This is a genomic window from Thioalkalivibrio sp. ALE16, from assembly GCF_000381305.1.
GTDB lineage: Bacteria > Pseudomonadota > Gammaproteobacteria > Ectothiorhodospirales > Ectothiorhodospiraceae > Thioalkalivibrio.
The window spans coordinates 22650-42436 of record NZ_KB906363.1 but is presented as its reverse complement, the minus strand read 5'-3'; the positions used below and the strand labels follow the sequence as shown (position 1 = coordinate 42436).

General features: G+C 69.3%; 18 protein-coding genes. 11 read left to right on the top strand and 7 right to left on the bottom strand.

Annotated elements, in window-relative coordinates:
* Positions 1-47: 47 nt before the first annotated feature.
* Positions 48-2309 (bottom strand): DNA topoisomerase IV subunit A, encoded by a 2262-nt coding sequence (parC, locus tag F627_RS0109535; protein ID WP_019583938.1) that lies wholly within the window; start codon positions 2307-2309, stop codon positions 48-50.
* Positions 2310-2452: 143 nt separating this feature from the next.
* Here parC and cls point away from each other — a divergent pair, with 143 nt between their 5' ends.
* Both cls and F627_RS0109525 read left to right on the top strand, forming a co-directional pair.
* Positions 2453-3874, top strand: a complete 1422-nt coding sequence (gene cls, locus F627_RS0109530; RefSeq protein WP_019583937.1) for a cardiolipin synthase — start codon at positions 2453-2455, stop codon at positions 3872-3874.
* A gap of 196 nt (positions 3875-4070) precedes the next feature.
* Entirely contained in the window at positions 4071-6947 is a 2877-nt protein-coding gene (locus F627_RS0109525) for an EAL domain-containing protein (RefSeq protein WP_019583936.1), read from the top strand.
* Positions 6948-6954: 7 nt separating this feature from the next.
* On the opposite strand, the gene F627_RS0109520 is transcribed toward F627_RS0109525, so the two are convergent.
* Entirely contained in the window at positions 6955-8685 is a 1731-nt protein-coding gene (locus tag F627_RS0109520; protein ID WP_019583935.1) for a diguanylate cyclase domain-containing protein, read from the bottom strand.
* A gap of 158 nt (positions 8686-8843) precedes the next feature.
* On the opposite strand from F627_RS0109520, the gene F627_RS15715 reads away from it, so the two are divergent.
* The gene (locus F627_RS15715; RefSeq protein ID WP_038032887.1) at positions 8844-9371 is read left to right on the top strand and encodes a DUF3293 domain-containing protein; all 528 of its coding nucleotides are present in this window, start codon (positions 8844-8846) and stop codon (positions 9369-9371) included.
* On the opposite strand, the gene F627_RS0109510 is transcribed toward F627_RS15715, so the two are convergent.
* The gene (locus tag F627_RS0109510; RefSeq protein ID WP_018875849.1) at positions 9368-9835 is read right to left on the bottom strand and encodes a CopD family protein; all 468 of its coding nucleotides are present in this window, start codon (positions 9833-9835) and stop codon (positions 9368-9370) included. The two genes, F627_RS15715 and F627_RS0109510, sit on opposite strands and share 4 nt — an antisense overlap.
* Positions 9836-9985: 150 nt before the next feature.
* Here F627_RS0109510 and F627_RS0109505 point away from each other — a divergent pair, with 150 nt between their 5' ends.
* Together F627_RS0109505 and recG are read left to right on the top strand one after the other, a co-directional pair.
* Positions 9986-10375: a RidA family protein gene (locus F627_RS0109505; RefSeq protein WP_018867162.1), complete on the top strand. Its 390-nt coding sequence runs from the start codon at positions 9986-9988 to the stop codon at positions 10373-10375.
* Entirely contained in the window at positions 10347-12461 is a 2115-nt protein-coding gene (recG, locus tag F627_RS0109500; protein ID WP_081630748.1) for an ATP-dependent DNA helicase RecG, read from the top strand. The genes F627_RS0109505 and recG overlap by 29 nt, the downstream gene beginning before the upstream one ends.
* A 251-nt stretch (positions 12462-12712) precedes the next feature.
* Here recG and F627_RS0109495 read toward each other — a convergent pair whose 3' ends face one another.
* The 3 genes from F627_RS0109495 to F627_RS0109485 form a co-directional block, all read right to left on the bottom strand.
* Positions 12713-13255, bottom strand: a complete 543-nt coding sequence (locus tag F627_RS0109495; protein ID WP_018881629.1) for a DJ-1 family glyoxalase III — start codon at positions 13253-13255, stop codon at positions 12713-12715.
* Between the two features lie 31 nt (positions 13256-13286).
* Positions 13287-14564, bottom strand: a complete 1278-nt coding sequence (locus F627_RS0109490) for a S41 family peptidase (protein WP_018867159.1) — start codon at positions 14562-14564, stop codon at positions 13287-13289.
* A gap of 120 nt (positions 14565-14684) precedes the next feature.
* Positions 14685-15866 carry a murein hydrolase activator EnvC gene (locus F627_RS0109485; protein ID WP_018875852.1) on the bottom strand — a complete coding sequence of 394 codons (1182 nt, stop codon included), beginning with the start codon at positions 15864-15866 and terminating at the stop codon, positions 14685-14687.
* 73 nt (positions 15867-15939) lie between these two features.
* Between F627_RS0109485 and F627_RS0109480 the strand changes: the two genes are divergently transcribed.
* The 6 genes from F627_RS0109480 to F627_RS0109455 all read left to right on the top strand — a co-directional run bounded on the left by F627_RS0109480 (position 15940) and on the right by F627_RS0109455 (position 19390).
* Complete coding sequence (locus F627_RS0109480) at positions 15940-16275, top strand: helix-turn-helix transcriptional regulator (RefSeq protein WP_018867157.1); 336 nt, start codon at positions 15940-15942, stop codon at positions 16273-16275.
* A 28-nt stretch (positions 16276-16303) separates the two neighbouring features.
* A complete protein-coding gene (locus F627_RS0109475) occupies positions 16304-16732 on the top strand; it encodes a rhodanese-like domain-containing protein (protein ID WP_019583933.1) in 429 nt (142 codons plus the stop codon).
* The gene (gene grxC, locus F627_RS0109470; protein WP_018881631.1) at positions 16732-17022 is read left to right on the top strand and encodes a glutaredoxin 3; all 291 of its coding nucleotides are present in this window, start codon (positions 16732-16734) and stop codon (positions 17020-17022) included. Before F627_RS0109475 ends, grxC begins: the two co-directional genes overlap by 1 nt.
* 106 nt (positions 17023-17128) lie before the next feature.
* A complete protein-coding gene (secB, locus tag F627_RS0109465; protein ID WP_018867154.1) occupies positions 17129-17653 on the top strand; it encodes a protein-export chaperone SecB in 525 nt (174 codons plus the stop codon).
* A 66-nt stretch (positions 17654-17719) separates the two neighbouring features.
* On the top strand, positions 17720-18712 hold the full coding sequence (locus F627_RS0109460; protein WP_018875854.1) for an NAD(P)H-dependent glycerol-3-phosphate dehydrogenase: 993 nt from the start codon (positions 17720-17722) through the stop codon (positions 18710-18712).
* 99 nt (positions 18713-18811) lie between these two features.
* Complete coding sequence (locus tag F627_RS0109455; RefSeq protein WP_019583932.1) at positions 18812-19390, top strand: hypothetical protein; 579 nt, start codon at positions 18812-18814, stop codon at positions 19388-19390.
* 23 nt (positions 19391-19413) lie between these two features.
* Here the strand turns inward: F627_RS0109455 and F627_RS0109450 are convergent, their stop codons facing one another.
* Positions 19414-19698 (bottom strand): hypothetical protein, encoded by a 285-nt coding sequence (locus tag F627_RS0109450; protein WP_018867151.1) that lies wholly within the window; start codon positions 19696-19698, stop codon positions 19414-19416.
* Positions 19699-19787: the final 89 nt, after the last annotated feature.

Here is a 19787-nt window from a genome sequence, read left to right as displayed (position 1 = left end):
GAATTCAAGCGCCACCCCGATCAATGACCACCGGAGCGCGCCGGGGTTCAGGCCGGGCGCACTTCCAGGCGGTCCGCGTTCTGGTAGCCGCGTGGCAGCTGGCGCCCGCGCCGGGCGCGCTCGCCCACGTACTCCGCCCACTCGGCCGGGGCCAGCGCCTTGAAGCGCTTGCCGGCGTGCACGACCAGGGTGTCCTGCGGCCCCAGCACGGCCACGTCGAGCACCCGCTCGGAACCGTCCTTGAGGGCCGCGGACGGGATACCGATCAGCTTGTTGCCCTTGCCACGCGCCAGCTCCGGCAGCTCGGTGGCCGGGAACAGCAGCAGGTAGCCGCGGGTGGTGACGACCGCGATGTGATCCTCGTGCGGGTTGCGCACCGGGGCCGGCTGCAGCACAGCCGCCCCAGCGGGCACGGTGAGCACATTCTTGCCCGCCTTCTGCCGGCCCAGCAAATCGCCCAGTTTGGCGACGAAGCCGTAGCCGTGATCCGAGCCCAGCAGCCAGCGGTCTTCCTCCGCACCAGTGGCCATGCCGACAAAGCGCGCGCCCTCCGGCGGGTTCACGCGGCCGGACAGCGGCTCGCCCTGCCCGCGCGCGGACGGCAGGGTGTGCGCGGGGATGGTATAGGTGCGGCCGGTGGAGTCGATGAACGCGACCGGCTGGTTGCTGCGCCCGGTGACCGCGGCCTGGAAGGCATCCCCGGCCTTGTAGTTCAGGCCACGGGCATCCACATCGTGGCCCTTGGCCGCGCGCGCCCAGCCCTTTTCCGACAGCACGACGGTCAGCGGCTCGGTGGGCACCAGCGCGGACTCGTCCAAGGCCTGTGCGGCGGCGCGCTGGACCAGCGGCGAGCGGCGCTCGTCGCCGTAGTCCGCGGCGTCCTTCTCGATCTCGCGGCGGACCTGGGTGCGCAGGCGGCGCTCGGACCCCAGGGTCTTCTCCAGCTGGTCGCGTTCTTCGCTGAGTTCGTCCTGCTCGCCGCGGATCTTCATCTCCTCGAGCTTGGCCAGGTGGCGCAGCTTCAGCTCCAGGATCGCCTCGGCCTGGATGTCGGACAGGCCAAAGCGGCTCATCAGTTCGGGCTTGGGCTGGTCGTACTCGCGGATGATCGCGATCACCTCGTCGATATTGAGATAGGCGATCAGCAGGCCTTCCAGCACATGCAGCCGCGCCTGCACCTTCTCCAGGCGCCACTGCAGACGCCGGCGCACGGTCTCGATGCGGAAGCTCAGCCATTCACTCAGCAGCCCGGCCAGATCGCGCACCTGCGGACGACCGTCCAGGCCGATCACGTTCATGTTCACGCGGTAGGTCTTTTCCAGATCCGTGGTCGCGAACAGGTGGGCCATCAGCGCCTCGACATCCACTCGGTTCGAGCGCGGGGTGATCACCAGACGGGTCGGGTGCTCGTGGTCGGACTCGTCGCGCAGGTCCTCGACCATCGGCAGCTTCTTCGCGCGGATCTGGCTGGCGATCTGTTCCAGCAGCTTGGCCCCGGAGACCTGGTGCGGCAGCGCGGTGACCACGATGTCGTCGCCTTCGCGTTCATAGCGTGCCCGCGCGCGGATCGAGCCCTGGCCGGTCTCGTAGACCTTTCGCAGCTCCGCGGGCGGGGAAATGATCTCGGCCTCGGTGGGAAAGTCCGGCGCCGGCAGGTGCTCGCACAGCTCCGCGACAGTCGCCTTCGGGTGCTCCAGCAGGTGCACGCAGGCCGCAGCCACCTCGCGCAGGTTGTGCGGCGGGATGTCGGTAGCCATGCCCACGGCGATCCCGGAGCCGCCGTTCAGCAGCACGTTCGGCAGCCGGGCCGGCAGCACCTTCGGCTCGTCCAGCGCGCCGTCGAAGTTCGGCACCCAGTCCACCGTGCCCTGCCCCAGCTCCGAGAGCAGCAGCTGCGCATAGCGCGACAGCCGCGACTCGGTGTAGCGCATCGCGGCGAAGGACTTGGGATCGTCCGGCGAGCCCCAGTTGCCCTGCCCGTCGACGAACGGGTAGCGGTAGGAGAAGGGCTGCGCCATCAGCACCATCGCCTCGTAGCACGCCGAGTCGCCATGCGGATGGAATTTGCCGAGCACATCACCCACGGTGCGCGCGGACTTCTTGTACTTGGCCGTGGCCGAGAGCCCCAGCTCGCTCATGGCGTAGATGATGCGGCGCTGCACGGGCTTGAGCCCGTCGCCGATGTGCGGCAGCGCACGGTCCAGGATCACGTACATGGAGTAGTCCAGGTACGCCTTCTCGGTGAAGTCCTTCAGCGGCAGCTGCTCGCCGCTGTTGGCGAACAGGCTGGGGGTCTCGATATCGCTCATCGGCGCTCTCGCGAATGATGGGTGGCGCGGGCTTTTACCCCGGACCGGGCCCGCGTACTGTAGCGGGCACGCGCCCGCCATTCCACGGGGTCACGGGAAAACCGCCGAACCGGGGAGCGGAGAAGCCCCGGAGGAGTCCATTCGTGCTGGATACAGGCTGGATCGCCAGTATCGCTGCCGTCGCCGTGTTTGCCCTTGCGGCGATCAGCGTGGTGCACGCCCTGCTGCAGCGCCGCGACACCGGGACCATCATCGCCTGGGTCGGGTTGATCGTGCTGCTGCCGCTGGGCGGCTCGGTCCTGTACTGGCTGTTCGGGGTCAACCGCATCCGCCGGCGCGCCCACGCCCTGCGCGAGGGCTATCTGATCGCCGACCCGAGCGCCGGGGGCGCCACCCTGAGCGAGCCGCCGGAACGCTGGCAACGCCTGCTGCACTCCGGCGACCGACTGAGCCCTTTCCGCCTGGTCGGCGGCAACGCGATCGAACCGCTGTTCGACGGCGACCGCACCTATGCCCGCATGCTGGACGCCATCGACAGCGCCCGTCACAGCATCACCCTGGCCACCTACATCTTCGACTACGACCGGGTCGGGGAACGCTTCGTGGACCGCCTGCAGCAGGCCCAGGACCGGGGCGTGCAGGTGCGCGTGCTGATCGACGCCATCGGCGCCCGCTACAGCCGCCGCAACACCCTGCGCCGGCTGCGCCGGGCGGGGATCCCGGCCACCACCTTCATGCCGGTGCACCTGCCACGCAGTCTGGCCGCCTTCAACCTGCGCAACCACCGCAAGATGCTGGTGATCGACGGCCGCCAGGCCTTCACCGGGGGCATGAACATCCGCCGCGGCCACAGCCACGCCGATCCGGGCCCCCACCCGATACACGACCTCCACTTCGAGCTGCGCGGCCCCGCCTGCACGCAACTGCAGCGGGTGTTCACGGAGGACTGGCAATTCGCCACCGGGGAACGTCTGGACGGCCCGCGCTGGTTCCCGGATACCGTTGCCCCGGCCGGGGCCCGTGCCTGTCGCGGCCTGCCGGACGGCCCGGACGAGGACTTCGAGGTCCTGAACTTCACGCTGCAGTCGGCCCTGGCCGAGGCCCGCGAGCAGGTCACCATCATCACCCCTTATTTCCTGCCGGACGTGGCGCTGACCGGCGCGCTCAAGGCCGCCGCCCTGCGGGGTGTGCAGGTCGACATCCTGATCCCGGCCCGGAGCAACCTGCGGCTGGTGGAATGGGCCAGCCGCCCGCAACAGGGCGAGCTGCTGGAGCGCGGCTGCCGCCTGTGGCTCACCCCGCCGCCCTTCAACCACGCCAAGCTGATGCTGGTGGATCGCGAGTGGGCCCTGGTCGGCTCCGCCAACTGGGATCCGCGCAGCCTGCGCCTGAATTTCGAGTTCAATCTGGAATGCCTGGATGCCGGCCTGGGTGGCGAACTGGCCAGCTGGGCCGACGCCCTGCGCGCGCAGTCGCACCTCCTGACCCTCGACGAGGTCCGCGCCCGTCCGCTCCCCGCGCAGCTACGCGACGGAGCCGCCCGCCTCCTCACTCCCTACCTGTAACGCAGGGCGACACTCCCCGGCCGGCGTGCAGACAGCGTTAGCCGGCCCCCATGCACCGCCCCCCCGAATGGGGGCGGCGGCCTGCGGTCTTTTGTACTGTAGGCGATGTCACGCGAATACCCGACGGGGCCCGATTCGCTTCGCCGCAGGGGAGTAAAGGGATGTTACGACGCGCGGAAACCGCAAAGGGACATCGATGAACGGGGTCCTGGTGCCGTCGCTCTATCTGGCCGCCGGCCTGGCCGCCTACGCCAGTCTGAGCCACCTGCTGCACAGCCGCCAGAGTGCGCGGCGCACCGAGCACCGCCTGTTCGCCACGATGTGCGCCCTGATGGTGGTGGTCGCCATCGGATCGGCCCAGACCTACCAGGCCGACAGCGTCGCGGCCTACACCCGCGCCCTTACCCTCAACATCTACCTGCTGGCCCCGTTCTACGTCCTGTTCGCCGCCTTCGTCGCGGCCCATACGCGGACGCCCGCACGCGGCCTGATGACCGGACTGCTGGTACTGCTGGGCATCACGTGGGTGGTCAACACCCTGCAGCCCTACAGCATGCAGTACCGCCACATCGAGGAGTTGCGCATCCTCGAGCTGCCCTGGGGCGAGAACGTGGCCCTGGCCGTGGGCACGATCAGTCCCTGGTTCGGCTTCGGCGTCCTCGCGGTCTTTCTGGTGTTCGGCTTCGCGCTGGTCACGTTGATCCGGCATTACCGCCGCCACCGCCAGGCCACCACCCTGCTCCTGCTGGGCGGGATCGGGGTCTTCGTACTGTTCACCACTCAGGGCGTGCTCGCCCGTGCCGGCGTGCTGGAGATGCCGCAGCTCGCACCGTTCGGCTATGTGGTGATGGTGGTGATGATGAGCCTGGTGCTGAACCGCGAGACTGGCGAACGCCTGCGCGACTCCGAGAGTCGCTTCCGCGCGCTAGTCGAACAGTCCCCCATCGGCATCCAGGTGCTCACGCCGGAGGGCGAGATCCGCCAGACCAATGCCGCCTGGGAACGCATGCATGGCAGTGACGCCTCCCGCCCGGGCAGGAACGTCCTCGAGCGCCCGGATCCGATCGACCAGAAGCTCCTGGAGCCGCTCGCGGATGCCGTGCGCGGGCACTACCGCGAGATCGGCCCGCTGGCCTACACCCCGCCGGCGCCTGCCGACACCGGGACCGGGGAAGGCCCCGCCGGCCCGCCCGGGGAGCGCTGGCTACGGGGCTGTATCTACCCGTTGCAGGATGCGCAGGGCGAGGTACGGGACGTCATCGTGATGCAGGAGGACGTGACCGCCGCGCACCGCAGCGAGGATGCCCTGCGCCTGATCGCCGAGGGCCTGCAGGCATGCTCGCGCGAGGAGTTCTTCCAGCAGCTGGTGCTCAAGCTGAGCAATCTGTTCGATGCCGACTATGCCCTGATCGGCATGCAAGACCCGGAGCACCCCGGCGTCGTCGAGACTGTCGCCCTGTGCGCCCGGGGCCGGATCGTCGAGAACCTGCGCTACGACCTCGCCGATACACCCTGCGAACGCGTGCTGGAGATCGGCACCTGTATCTATCCCTGCGACGTTCAGCAGCGCTTCCCGGAGGACGCGATGCTGGTGGAGATGGGTGCCGAGAGCTACCTCGGCGCCCCGTTGCTGGACAGCCAGGGGACGCTGCTCGGGCATATCGCGATGGTCAACCGCCATCCGGTCGAGGATGTCGACAAGGCGATGGAGATCCTCGGGATCATGGCCGACCGTGCGGGCGCGGAACTGGAGCGGCTGCATACCGAGGAGCACATCCACGCGCTGGCCTACCACGACGCCCTGACCGGGCTGGCCAACCGTACCCGCCTGCACGACGACCTGACCCGGCATATCGAGGAGGCCGTCGTGGGGGACCTGCACGGTGGCCTGATCCTGATCGACCTGGATCACTTCAAGACCATCAACGATGCCCTCGGTCACGCGGTGGGCGACACCGTGCTGGGGGCCGTCGCCGAACGCCTGCGGGCCCATGCCCCGGAGGGCGCGCTGATCGTCCGCCTGGGGGGCGACGAGTTCGCCGTGGTGCTGCCGCCCCGCGATGGGGCCCGCGAGGCACTCGAGTCCGACCTGCACGCCATCGCCGAACGCATCCTCGAGGCCCTGCAGCGACCCATCGTGATCGGCGAGCGCACCTTCGGGGTCGGGGCCAGCCTGGGCTGCGTATGCTATCCGGATGCCGGCGAGAGCTCGGCCGATGCCCTGCGCCACGCCGATATCGCCCTGTACCAGGCCAAGCGGGCCGGGCGCGGCGGCGTGCAGTTCTACCGCCATGCGCTGCAGGACGAGGCCCATGCCCGCCTGCAGATCGAGGACGGTCTGCGCCAGGCGGTGGAGCGCGGCCAGCTGGACCTGCACTACCAGCCCCAGCTCGATGCCGCCGAACGCCTGATCGGCGCCGAGGCCCTGCTGCGCTGGCGGCACCCGGAACTGGGCGCGGTTGCGCCGGACCTGTTCATCCCGGTCGCGGAGGAGACCGGCCTGATCCATGGCATCGGCAACTGGGTCCTGGACCATGCCCTGGAACGCCTGTCGCAGTGGCAGCAGGCGGGGCTGCGTCCGCCGCGCCTGGCCCTGAACCTGTCACCGTGGCAACTCTCGCGCCCCGATTTCGTCGACCAGTTCCAGGCCCGCCTGCGCCACCACGGGGTTGACGCCCGCACCGTGACCCTGGAGGTCACGGAATCCGGACTGCTGCGCGACCTGCCGGATGCGATCGCCAAGCTGGGCGCGCTGCAGACCCTCGGCGTGCGCATCGCGCTGGATGACTTCGGCACCGGGTACTCGTCGCTGGCCTATCTGCGCGACCTGCCGGTGGACGAACTGAAGATCGACAAGTCCTTCGTGCAGGGGCTGCTGGCCGGTGGCGACCGGACCCTGATCGAGAACATCGTGGACATCGCCCGCAACATGGAGCTGGACGTGATCGCCGAGGGCGTGGAACACGCCGAGCAGCGGGACCAGCTACTGGCGCTGGGCTGCACGCGCTTTCAGGGGTTCCTGTTCAGCGAGCCCCTCGCCGAGGAGGCCTTCGCCGCCCGGCTGCGGCAATAGCACCGGTTCAGTCGCGAGCGGACGGGTCCTCCAGCCCGCACCCCAGGGCGCCCCGCCGGCGCAGCGCCAGATCGGTTGCGCGCACCGCCGCCTCGGGACACTCGTGGTAGAGCACGATACGGCTGCCACCCTCTTCCTTGGCCAGATACATGGCGCGGTCGGCACGCTGCAGCAGGGTCTCCGCGTCGTCGCCGTCCCCGGGATAGAGCGCCGCCCCCATGCTGAGGCCCACGTACACCGCTTCGCGGTTCACCTCCACCGGTTCCTCGAAGCGCTCGATCAGCTTGAGGCCGACACCGGTGACGGCATCGGGATCACGGACATTCTCCAGCAGCAGCACGAACTCGTCGCCACCCACGCGGGCGACCACATCGCTCTCCCGCACCCCCTCGCGCAGGCGCCGCGCCACGGTCACCAGCATCACGTCCCCGGCATCATGCCCCAGGCGGTCATTGATCGGCTTGAAGCCGTCGAGATCGCAGACCACCAGGGCCAGCCCGGTGCCGGTCCGCTGGGCCCGGCGCAGGGCCTGCTGCAGATGCTCCTGCAACAGGCTGCGGTTGGGCAGGCCGGTCAGGGAGTCGTGGTGGGCCTGATGCCACAGGCGCTCCTCCGAGGCCTTGTCGCGGGTGATGTCGCGCACCATGCCAAGCACCTGCACGGCCCGCCCCTCGGCATCACGGTCGATCTCGCCCTCCACCCGGACATGGCGGACCCCGCCGTCCCGGCGCACGACCCGGTGATCCACCCGGTAGAAGTTCTCGCGGTCCAGGGCCTCGTTGGTCGCGCGCCGCACGCGGGTGCGGTCGTCCGGGTGGATGGCGCGCATGTACGCCTCGAAGCCGGCACTCTCGGTGCGCGGATCGAGACCGAACAGTTCGAAGACATGCGACGACCAGTTCATGCGCTGACCGCGAATATCCCAGTCCCAGTAGCCGGCCCCGGCGATCCGCTGCGCCTCTTCCAGGCGCTCGGTGGTCTCCTGCAACGCCGCGGTGCGCCGGGCCACGGCGGCCTCCAGCCCGGCCTGCGTCTCGCGCAGACGGGCCTCGACCTGCTGGCGGCTCTCCAGCTCCTGGCGCAACGCGGCATGATCGCGCCATATACGACGGCGCACGCGCACCCACATCAGCAGCATGATCAGGACCGTGATGGCCGTGCCGATCAGCGTGATCTGCTGCGCCTGCTCGTGACGCCGGGCCATGGCGGCCACCGCCTCCTCGTTGTCGCGCTCGAAGGCCTGCAGGATGGCCTCCATCTGCTCCAGGACTTCCTCCTGCACCGGCATCGCATCCGCGTAGAGGATGGCCAGCGCCTCGTTGCGCCCACCCGCGAGGGCGATGTCCACGAGTTCGGACAGGATGGGGGCCCCGGTCGCGGTCAGTTCGCGCAGCTCCGCCAGCAACGCGGCATCGCGCGGAGTCCGGGCCAGCAACTCGGCGCCCGCGCGGGCCTCCAGAAAACGTTCCGCCAGTTCGCGAAACTCCCGCTGGTAGCGGTCCTGCAGGGCCGGGTCCTCGGCGCTGATGACCAGCGAGGCACGCAGCATGCGCTCGCGTACCAGGCTGCGCATGCGGTGCACGCGATCCACCTTCTGCACGTATTCCTCGGTCAGGGCCTGGACGTCGTACTGCAGTTGCTGCACGCGCAGCCAGCTGGCCATGGCGACTACCGCGACCAGCAACAGCACCACGACAAAGGCACTGGTCAGACCGGGGACGACAGGACGCGAGGGCATGGCTGCTCAAGCCACCAAGGATACGGGCCACGCCCCATACGCACGCAGGCCGGTTGCCGGCGAAACCCCGCAAACCGCTGTCGCATCCTTGACGCGCATCCCGTTCCCCCTGTTTGATCGATCGCATCTGCACGATCCAGCCGCGAGGGTGCCGCGAGATGTCCACCAATACAAGCGCTGACGCTGCCGACCCCGCCCCGGGGCGCGCGGAATGCGCCCCAACCAGATCGCGACGGGCTGAACTGGAACAGGCCTACCGCAAGGCGCGGTACTGCGTGGAGACCGCGGACGGTTCATGGGTGCTGCGCATCGACCGAGCGGCCGATGAGGTGGCGGCCTGGATGGCGGGGCATGGCACCCACCGCCTCGTCGTGCTGACCGCCTGCAACCCGGGCAGCCAGCCGCTCACCGAGGAAGAAAACCAGCAACGCCAGCAGCGGTTGGAGCGGGCCGTGACGGAACAGGGCCTGCGCGCCTGGCCGGCCTGCAACCGCGATCCCCTGGGCCACTGGCCGGACGAGCCGGGCCTGGCGATCGCGGACCTGCCCGAACACCTGCTCGCGCGCTGGCTGGAGACATTCGGCCAGAACGCCGCCGTGCTGCTGGAGCCGCCCGAACCGCCACGACTGGTCTGGAGGGCCGGACGGACCGGGCGTCCTGTGCCCCCGCCAGGGGATGCAGATTAGAGCGGCAGGCGCCCGCCCGAGGCGACCACGATCGTCGCCAGGCCGATCAGGGTATTGATCCCGACCAGGATGCGGATCTGCCCCAGGCGGCGCAGGCCTTCCTGGGCGTCATCCGCGGCAATGGCCTGGCGCATGCGGCGAAACGGCGCGAAGAACACATGGGCGAAGATCGCCATCATGATCAGACCCAGCAGCAGCATGGTATGCACGCTGGGGTGGACGTCGCCCATGCCGCCGAACACGCCGAAGATCATGTAGAAGCCGGTCGCCAGGATCACCAGCACCGAGGCCCAGACCCACGGGAAGAAACGGGCGAACACGCCCTCCCAGAGCTTCAGCCGGGGCATGCCCTCGAGCTGCTGCCCCGCCACCGGGCGCAGGAACATGTAGGCGAAGAACATGCCGCCCACCCAGATCACCACCGCCAGTACATGCAGCACATTCGCCAGTGCGTATCCCGTCATTGCCTGCTTCCTCTGTGTCGTTGTCCGTGTGCCGCGCAGTGTATCCGTCCGCGCCCCGGTCTGCCGAGTCCGCGGACACCCCACACGAGCGTCCGGATCAGTAGAATGGCGCCATCCGCGACAATCTATCCGGCCGAACAAGGAGCCCGCATGTCCCGCGAGATCATCCAGACCGATAACGCCCCGGCCGCCATTGGCCCCTATTCCCAGGCCGTGCGCGCCGGCGACACCCTGTACCTGTCGGGCCAGATCCCGCTGGATCCGGCCACCATGGAACTGGTGGGCGGCGGCATCGAGGACCAGATCCGCCAGGTATTCGCCAATCTCCAGGCCGTCCTGGAGGCCGCGGGCGCGAGCACCGCGGACATCGCCAAGCTGAACATCTTCCTGACCGACCTGACCCACTTCCCGCTAGTCAACGAAATCATGGGCGAGGTCTTCGGCGAGCCCTACCCGGCACGCGCCGCGATCGGCGTGGCCGCCCTGCCCAAGGGCGCCCAGGTGGAGATGGATGCCATCGCCTGGTGCCCGCGCGGCTGAGCAGCCGACGCGAGCCCCGTCGGTGGACCTGCAGGCCCCGCTGACCACCCTGAAGGGCGTCGGCCCGGCGGTGGCCGAGCGCCTGGAACGCCTGGGCCTGGTACAGGCCGGGGACCTGCTGTTCCACCTGCCCCTGCGCTTCGAGGACCGCACCCGGCTGACCCCGATCGCCGCGCTGCGCCCGGGCCTGGCCGCGCTGTTCGAGGGCCGCGTCACCCATGCCGAGGTGGTGCACCGCCGCCGGCGCATGCTGGTGGTCACCCTGGCCGACGACCAGGCACAGATCCTGCTGCGCTTCTTCCACTTCGGCGCCAACCAGCAACGGCGCCTGGGACCCGGCACGCGCATCCGCGCCTTCGGCGAGCCGCGCGGCCTGCCCGGGGCGCTGGAATGCGTGCATCCGGAGCTCCAGACCGTGGGGGATACCCCGCCCGCGCTGGAATCGCACCTGACCCCGATCTACCCGACCACCGAGGGCATCTCGCAGAAGCTGCTCCGCCAGCTGGTCGCACACGCCCTGCCGGGCATGCAGGCCCTGCCCGATCTGCTGCCGGAGCTGTCCCGCCAGGGCCTGCCCGGGCTGCACGCCGCGCTGGAACAGCTGCACCATCCCCCGGCGCGGGCCGATGCCCTGGGCGAACTGGATACCGCGGAGAACCGCAGCCCGGCGCGCACCCGCCTGGCGCTGGAGGAGCTGTGCGCCCACCAGCTCGCACGCATGCAGCAAAGCCGGACACCACGGGACGCGCGCGGCGCCCCGGTCATCCAGCCGCCCGGGGCGCTGTGGCAGCAACTTCGCGAACAGCTTCCGTTCGCGCCGACCGGCGCGCAGGAACGCGTGACCGCCGAGATCTTCGCCGACCTGGCGCGACCGCAACCGATGAACCGGCTGGTGCAGGGAGATGTGGGCTCGGGCAAGACCCTGGTGGCAGTCGCGGCCGCACTGGCCGCGGTGGAGGCCGGCTTCCAGGTCGCCTTCATGGCCCCCACGGAGCTGCTGGCGCGCCAGCACGGGCGCAACCTCGCCCAGTGGCTGGAACCGCTGGGGATTGCGATCGCCTGGCTGGGCGGACGCCAGACCGCGAGCGAACGCGGCCAGCTGCTCGCCGAGCTGGCCGCGGGCCAGCGGCAGGTCGCCATCGGGACCCACGCCCTGTTCCAGGAGGAGGTCCGCTTTCACCACCTGGGGCTTGCGATCATCGACGAGCAGCACCGCTTCGGCGTCCACCAGCGCATGGCCCTGCGCGACAAGGGCAACGGGTACATGCCGCACCAGCTGATCATGACCGCCACGCCCATCCCGCGCACCCTGGCCATGGCCCTGTATGCGGAACTCGCCAGCTCGGTGATCGACGAGCGCCCGCCCGGGCGCACGCCGGTACGCACCGCGCTGATCAGCCACGAGCGCCGCGACGAGGTCATCGAGCGCATCCGCGCCGCCTGCGGCTCCGGCACCCAGGCCTACTGGGTCTGCCCGCTGGTGGAGGAGTCGGAACAACTGGAGGCGGAATCCGCCGAGGCCACCGCCGAACGCCTGCGCGAGGCGCTGCCGGAATTGACCATCGGCCTGGCCCACGGACGCATGAAGGGCCCCGAGCGCGACGCGGTGATGGAGCGCTTTCGCGCGGGGGCAATCGACCTGCTGGTCGCCACCACGGTCATCGAGGTCGGCGTGGACGTACCCAACGCGAGCCTGATGATCATCGAGAACGCCGAGCGCATGGGACTCTCGCAGCTGCACCAGTTGCGCGGCCGGGTCGGGCGCGGCAATACCGCCTCCGCCTGCGTACTGCTCTACCGCCCGCCACTGGGCGAGACCGCGCGCGAGCGCCTGGAGGCGATGCGCCGCACCGACGACGGCTTCGAGATCGCCGAGGTGGACCTGAAACTGCGGGGGCCGGGAGAACTGCTGGGCACGCGCCAGACCGGCGATCGCAGCTTCCGCGTCGCCGACTGGACCCGCGACCAGGACCTGCTGGACGAGGCCACCACACTGGCCGCACGAATCGAGAACGACCCAGCCCGCGCCGGCGCCCTGATCGAACGCTGGCTGGGCAGCGCCACCCGCTACGCCACCGTGGGGTAGGAATTCACCACGAAGCCCACGAAGGCACGAAGGAGGTCAACTTCAAGAGCGGTTTGAACCACCGAGGACACAGAGAAACATCAGGATTGCGGAGGAGTAGCACCAATGATCAGTGCACCGACAGGGATGCAGATCCCGGCAATCCCGGCACCCTTGAATGATCTTCTTTTCTCCTTGTCCTCCGTGCCCTCTGTGGTGAAATGCCCTTGACCTTCTTCGTGCCTTCGTGCGCTTCGTGGTCGAAACATCCCTCAGGGCCTCAGGAGCGGACCCTCGACGGCGTCGCGGGCATCGCGGCCGGCGAGCTGCTCGATCAGGGTCAGGGCGAAGTCCATCGCGGCGCCCGGGCCGCGGCCCGTGATCAGGCGGCCGTCCACCTCCACCGGGGCGCCGGTGGACGGGATTCCGACGTCGTCCAGCGCGCCGGTGAACGCCGTCACGCGCCGGCCTTCCAGCAGGCCGGCCTCGGCCAGCGCCTTGGGTCCGGCGCAAACCGCCGCCAGGTAGCCGTCGCGCTCGGCCTGCGCCCGCAGGAGTCCCTGCACCCGGGCATCGTCGCGAAGGTGATTGGCCCCCGGCAGGCCACCCGGCAGGACGATCAGGTCAAAGGCCGCATCCAGCACCTGGTCCAGGGTGGTATCCGGCTGGATGACTGTTCCGCGCGAGCAGGTCACCGGCCCGGACTCCAGCCCGGCCACGGTGACCTCGAATTGCGCGCGTCGCAGCAGGTCGATGATGGTGACTGCCTCCAGTTCCTCGGCCCCGGCAGCCAGGGGCACCAGTACGTTCGGCATCGGTTCTCCGTCGATCGCGACCCCGCCGCGCTCAGCGGCGGTTGTAGAAGTTCAGGCCCTTCAGCAGGTTCAGCGCCTCGCTCAGGCCGTAGTCGCGCTCGGCCAGGGCCTCGCCATTGTCCTCGTCATCCGCATCCACCGACTCCGGCAGACCGTCCCGGCCCATGCGGGCGCCGCCGTTCTCGCTGTCACTGCGCTGCACCACCAGTTGCTGCAGGCGGATGTCCGGCTCGATCCCGTCCTCGTTGATCGCGCGACCCTCGGGCGTGAAGTAGCGCGCGGTGGTCAGCTTGATCCCGGTGTTCTGGGTCAGCGGCAGGATGGTCTGTACCGAGCCCTTGCCGAAGGTGTTCTGGCCCATGACGACGGCCCGCTTGTGGTCCTGAAGCGCGCCCGCCACGATCTCCGAAGCCGAGGCCGAACCGCGATTGACCAGCACCACCATCGGCGCGCCCTTGAGCACGTCGCCCGGCGAGGCCTGGTAACGGAACTGCGAGTCCTCCAGACGGCCCTCGGTGTAGACGATGAGGCCGTCCTCGAGGAACGCGTCCGAGACTCCCACGGCCCCGTTCAGGATGCCGCCCGGGTTGTTGCGCAGGTCCAGCACCAGACCCTTCAGCTCGCCCTGCTCCTGCAGGTCCTCGACCGCCCGCACGAGATCGCGCGCGGTGCGCTGCTGGAAGTTGCTGATGCGCACATAGCCAAATCCGTCCTCCAGGATCTCGGAGCGCACGCTCTGCACCTGGATCACATCCCGGGTGATGGTGATCTCCATCGGCCGGTCCTCGCCATCGCGCAGCACGGTCAGGGTGATGTCCGACCCTTTCTCGCCGCGCATCTTGGCGACCGCGTCGGACAGCGACATGCCCTTCACCGACTCGCCGTCCAGGCGGATAATCAGATCACCGGCCTCGATCCCGGCACGGCTGGCGGGGGTGTCGTCGATCGGCGCGATGACCTTGACGAACCCGTCTTCCATGCCCACCTCGATCCCCAGGCCACCGAACTCGCCGGAGGTGCCGACCTGCATGTCCTCGAAGTCCTGTTCGTCCAGGTAGGCCGAGTGCTGGTCCAGACCGGACAGCATCCCCTGGATCGCGTTGTCCAGCAGGTCCTTGTCGTCGACCTCGGTGACGTAATTGCGCTTGATGCGCATGTACACGTCGGTGAAGCGCTGCAGATCCTCCACCGGCAGGGCGGATTGCGCGCCATTGTCGCGGTCGGCGTAGACGGCCACCGAGACACTCAGCATGACCCCTACGACCAGTCCGACGATCAGGGCGTATCCGGTGCGACAAGACTTGCTCATTACCTTTCCTCGTTACGTGAGGTGATCAGTGTGAGGATGGTAGCACCGGCAATGTGATGGGCGCCTGAATGCAGGCGCTCCATCCGCCTTTTGCCGGACCCCGGTCTCACTTCTCTCTGTCTACTGAGAGGGCCACCAGCCCTCGGGGTTCAATGGTCCGCCGTTATGCCGGATCTCGAAGTAGAGCCCGGGCGCGATCGCCTCGCTGCCCGCGCCGGCCACGGCCAGTTGCTCGCCGGCGCCCACCGTTGCCCCTTCCGCCACCAGGATCTCCTCCACATTGGAGTACAGCGTCAGGTAGCGCTCGCCGTGATCCACGATCACCAGGAAACCGTAGCCCTGCATCCAGTCGGCGTAGACCACCTGCCCGTAGTGCACCGCGCGCACCGCCGCGCCGTTCTCGACCTCCAGCACCGTGCCGCGCCAGCGCGAGCGCAGGCGGCTGCCACGGGAATCATTGAAGCTGCGGATCACCCGGCCGTCGGCCGGCCGCGGGAGTTCGCCCTGCAGCTCGGCGAAGGCCACGTCGAGTTGCGCGGGGGCGGAGTCCCCGGGGGCCTCGGCGCGCGCTGCGCTGCGCGCCTCGACCTCCTCGATCACTGCCTCCAGCGTCTCCGCGTTGCGCTGCAGGCGTTCCAGCTCCAGCGCCTCGTCCTCGATGGCCGCCTCCAGTTCCGCCATGGCCTGGCGCTGGCGCGCCTCTTCGCGTTCCAGGTCCGCGACCGCGGCGCGCGCCTGTTCCTCCTGTTCCGCCAGGACCGCGCGTTCCCGCGCCAGGGCCTCGCGCTCCGCCTCCAGCCCCTCGATCCGGTCGCGCAACGACTCCAGCGCCTGCTCCCGGGCCTCGCGGATACGCACGGCGAACGCCACCTGATGGCGATCGTCCCCGCCCTGACCGTTCAGGCGCCCGACGTGGCGTTCGCGCTGCCACTGGTCGCGCACCAGCCGGGCCGCCGCGCGGCGTTCCGTCTCCAGGTGCTCCCGGGCCTCTTCCACCCGCGCCTCCTGGTCGGCGACGACCGCCTCCTGGCGCGAACGCGCCTGCGCCAGCTCGCGCAACTCGCGGCGCGAGTCCTCGGTCCCGCGCGCGGCATCCGCCAGCAGGGCCTCCAGTTCCTGCAAGGCCGCGTAGCGCTCCTCCTGGGTGCGTTCCAGGTCCTGGATCGCCTCGCGGGTCTCGCGCAGTTCGGCCTCGGGTTCCAGCGCCAGGGCCCCCGGGGCCAGCAGCAGACCGGCCAGTACCGCGCACCAGAACGGGGCACGGAGGCCATATGGATGACTCAGGATTGCGCAGATTCGCATATCGGGGTACGTTTAGGTTCTTATATTCTGACCCGGTTGCGAGGATTTCCCTCGCTCGCAAGAGAGGTATGCCGTGAGCCACGAAACGGTTGAAGACGATCTGTCCGTCGAAGACGGCCTGATGTCCCAGGACGAGGATATCGAACGGGCCTCGCGCTCGCTCAAGGCCATGTCCCACCCGCTGCGCCTGAAGATCCTCTGCATTCTCGGCGATCGCGAAATCAGCGTACAGGAAATCGTCGACCAGGTCGGGACCTCGCAGAGCAACATTTCGCAGCACCTGGGCATCCTGCGCGACAAGGGCATCCTCGCCACGCGCAAGGATGCCAACCGGGTCTACTACCGCGTGGGGGACTCCCGGACCCTGCGCCTGATCGGTATGATGCAGGACGTTTTCTGCAGTTCCTGACAATCACCCCTCCGATCCGGTCTCCCGAATGCTTGAACGCCTGCCCGAATTTCTCGCCAATCACCCGATCCTGACCGGCGCCCTGCTGGCGGTGATCGGGATGATCCTGTTCGTCGAACTCCGACGCCTGAACCGCAAGTACCGCTCCCTGTCGCCGGCCGAGGCGGTGCGCGTGATCAACCAGGACGACGCCCTGGTGCTGGACGTGCGCGAGGACAGCGAAGTCGCGGCCGGCCGCATCGGCGGCGCCAAGCACATCCCGCTGGGCAGCCTGAAAAAGCGCATGGGCGACATCGAGAAGTACAAGGACAAGCCCGTGGTGGTCTACTGCCGCAGCGGCAACCGTTCCGCCAGTGCCGCGCAGCAGCTTACCGCGGCCGGGTTCCAGGACGTGGTCAACCTGCAGGGCGGCATCCAGGCCTGGCAGTCGGCCAACATGCCCGTCAAGAAGAAGTAATGCAGTTCGAGGTCTACTCCAGCGGGCGCTGCCCGTTCTGCCTGCTGGCCCGGCGCCTGCTCAACCAGCGCGGCTACCCGTTCGCGGAATACGCCGTCGACCGCGAACCGGGCCTGCGTGCCGAGATGGAGCAACGCGCCGACGGCCGCACCTCGGTCCCGCAGATCTTCCTCGGCGAGACCCACATCGGCGGCTTCGACGAACTGCAGGCGATGGACAGCAGTGGCGAGCTGGCGCGCCTGGCCGCCGCGGCAGGGGTCGAGCCGACAGCCGCCGGCAGTCCCGGATAACCGGCAGCGCCCGCACCACCGGGCAGCGCTTCCGGCCACCGCACCCGCAAGGCGCGCGCACCCCCTTATAATGCCCCGATTCAAGACGACTGCGAGATAGAACACCATGGCTGAAGAGAACTCCCCCAACAGCGGCAACGGCGCGGCCCAGGGCGAACAGAACGACCGCCCCGATTTCTCCATTCAGAAGGTCTTCATCAAGGACCTCTCGTTCGAGGCGCCGGACTCCCCCGAGGTGTTCATGCGCGAGTGGAAGGGCGAGACCAACATCCAGCTGAACACCAACGCACGCCCGATCGACGAGGCCGCCGGGGCCTTCGAAGTGGAACTGGGCCTGACCGTGACCACCGAGTCCGACGGCAAGACCGCCTACCTGGTGGAGATCAAGCAGGCGGGCGTCTTCATCGTGCGCAACTTCCCCGAGGACCAGCGCAATCACCTGCTGGGCGCCTACTGCCCCAACGTGCTGTTCCCGTTCGCCCGCGAAACCGTCGCCGACCTGGTCCTGAAGGGCGGCTTCCCGCAGCTGCTGCTGCAGCCGGTGAATTTCGAGTCGCTGTACGCCCAGCACCTCCAGGAGCAGAAGCAGCAGGCCGGCGGCGAGCAGACCGCGCCCAGCCAGCAGGCCTGACGCCAGGCCCCCGAAGGACCTGGCGTACCGACGCGAGCGCGTACATGAAGCATGGGGTTTCCTAGGATGCGCATCGCGGTCCTCGGCGGCGGCTGCTGGGGCACGGCGCTGGCCCTGCATGCGGCGCGGCTGCATGCCGACGTGGCCCTGTGGGTACGCGGCGATGACACCGCCGCGCGCCTGCAGGCCGAGCGCGAGAATGCCCGCTACCTCCCCGGCCACCGCTTCCCGGACAACCTCCGCGTCAGCGCCGACCCCGCGATCGTCGACGGCCGCGATCTGGTCCTGATCGCCGTCCCCTCCGGCGCCTTCCGCGCGACCCTGCGCTGGCTGGCCCCGCGGCTGGCGCGCGGACAGGTGGTGGCCTGGGCCACCAAGGGCCTGGAGACCGCCACCGGCGCCTGGCTGCACGAGATCGCCGAGCAGGAACTGGGTCCGGAACACCCGCCCGCCCTGATCTCGGGCCCCTCCTTCGCCGCCGAGGTCGCGCAGGAGCAACCGACCGCGCTGTCCGTGGCCTCCACCGACGAAGGCCATATGGATCGCCTGGTGGAGGCGCTGCACGGGCGTTCCCTGCGTCTGTACCGCAACACCGACGTCATCGGCGTGGAGCTCGGCGGGGCCCTGAAGAACGTGCTGGCGGTGGCCACGGGCATCGCCGATGGCGCCGGGTTCGGCGCCAATGCCCGCGCCGCCCTGATGACCCGGGGGCTGGCCGAGATCCAGCGCTTCGGCGCCGCGGTGGGCGCCCGCCCTGCCACCCTTACCGGCCTCTCCGGGCTGGGTGACATGATCCTCACCTGCACCGACAACCAGTCGCGCAACCGCCGCCTGGGGCGGATGCTGGGCGAGGGGTTGGACCTCGAGACCGCCCGCGCACGGGTCGGCCAGTCGGTGGAGGGCGTGGAGACGGCCCGGGTCGCCGTGGTGCGGGCCGAGGCACTGGAGGTGGAGATGCCGATCTGCGCCGAGGTACACGCCGTGCTCTACCAGGGCCGCCCGGTGCGCGACACCGTGCGCCGCCTGCTGGAACGCGACCCCACGCGCGAAGAGGGCTGACGCAGCGCCGGTAAAACCCTCGCGCGGCACCCGCACAATCGCCCCGCGCCCCGGGTTGCGGCTACCGTGGCGCTACACGTGAACGCAACGGAGGCAGGGATGAGCAAGGCCTGGAAGGAACTGGACCTGGAGGGCGGCGGCCTGCAGTCCGTCAATGCCAAGCTCGCCAGCGAGATGCGCACCCGGCCCGCGGCCTACGCCGCGTGGGTCCTGTTCCCGCTGGGCCTGCACCGCTTCTACCTGCGCGAACCGCTGGGCGGCGCCGGCTTCCTGGCGCTCACCGCGATCACCCTGGCTCTGGCCTTTTTCCTACCCGCCCTCTGGTGGCTGCTACCCCTGGGCGCCGGTGTGCTGTGGGCGCTGGTGGACCTGTGGTGGATCGACCGCCGGGTCACCGACTACAACAAGGAACTGCGCAAGCAGGTCTTCCTGCGCAAGGGACACAAGCCGCCGCAGGACTACCGCGGCCGCTACACCAGCGACGAGGATGCCCGCCGCGAACTGCAGGAGTATCAGCGCATCAAGGACGCCGAAAAGCCGGGCCAGTCCGGCCAGGCCGGCGCCAGCGACCGTGACCGCGACGTGGGCGGCAAGCGGCGCATGCCCAGCTTCAACGAGCAGGAAGCCATGCTGCGCCAGATGCGCAAGGACCGGGGCGAAGGCGGCGACAACGGCTGACGCCGGCGCACCGCCAGCCCGGATCAGTTGTCGCCGGGGCGCCACACGCCGCTGGCTTCCTGCGGCGGCGGCGCGGCCTGCTTGCGACTCTCCACGTCCACGAACACCGACTCGGTGAACTGCGACAGCTGCTTCAGGTATTCCTTGCGCTCGTTCACCGACTCCGGCATCTGCGCGACCATGAACCCGGTAATGGCGCTCAGGTACTGGACGGCCACGATGGGCTGTTGCGCCTTCGGATCCACCTCGGTCAGCACCTCCTGGACCTTCTGGATCAGCTCGCCGGACAACTGCAGGGTATCGCTCATGGGGCTTCTCTCGCGGTTCGGTTGACGATGGGCGCACAGGCTACGGCAAGCCCCGCCCACCCGAAAGTGGGCGCAGGATGCGCGGGCCT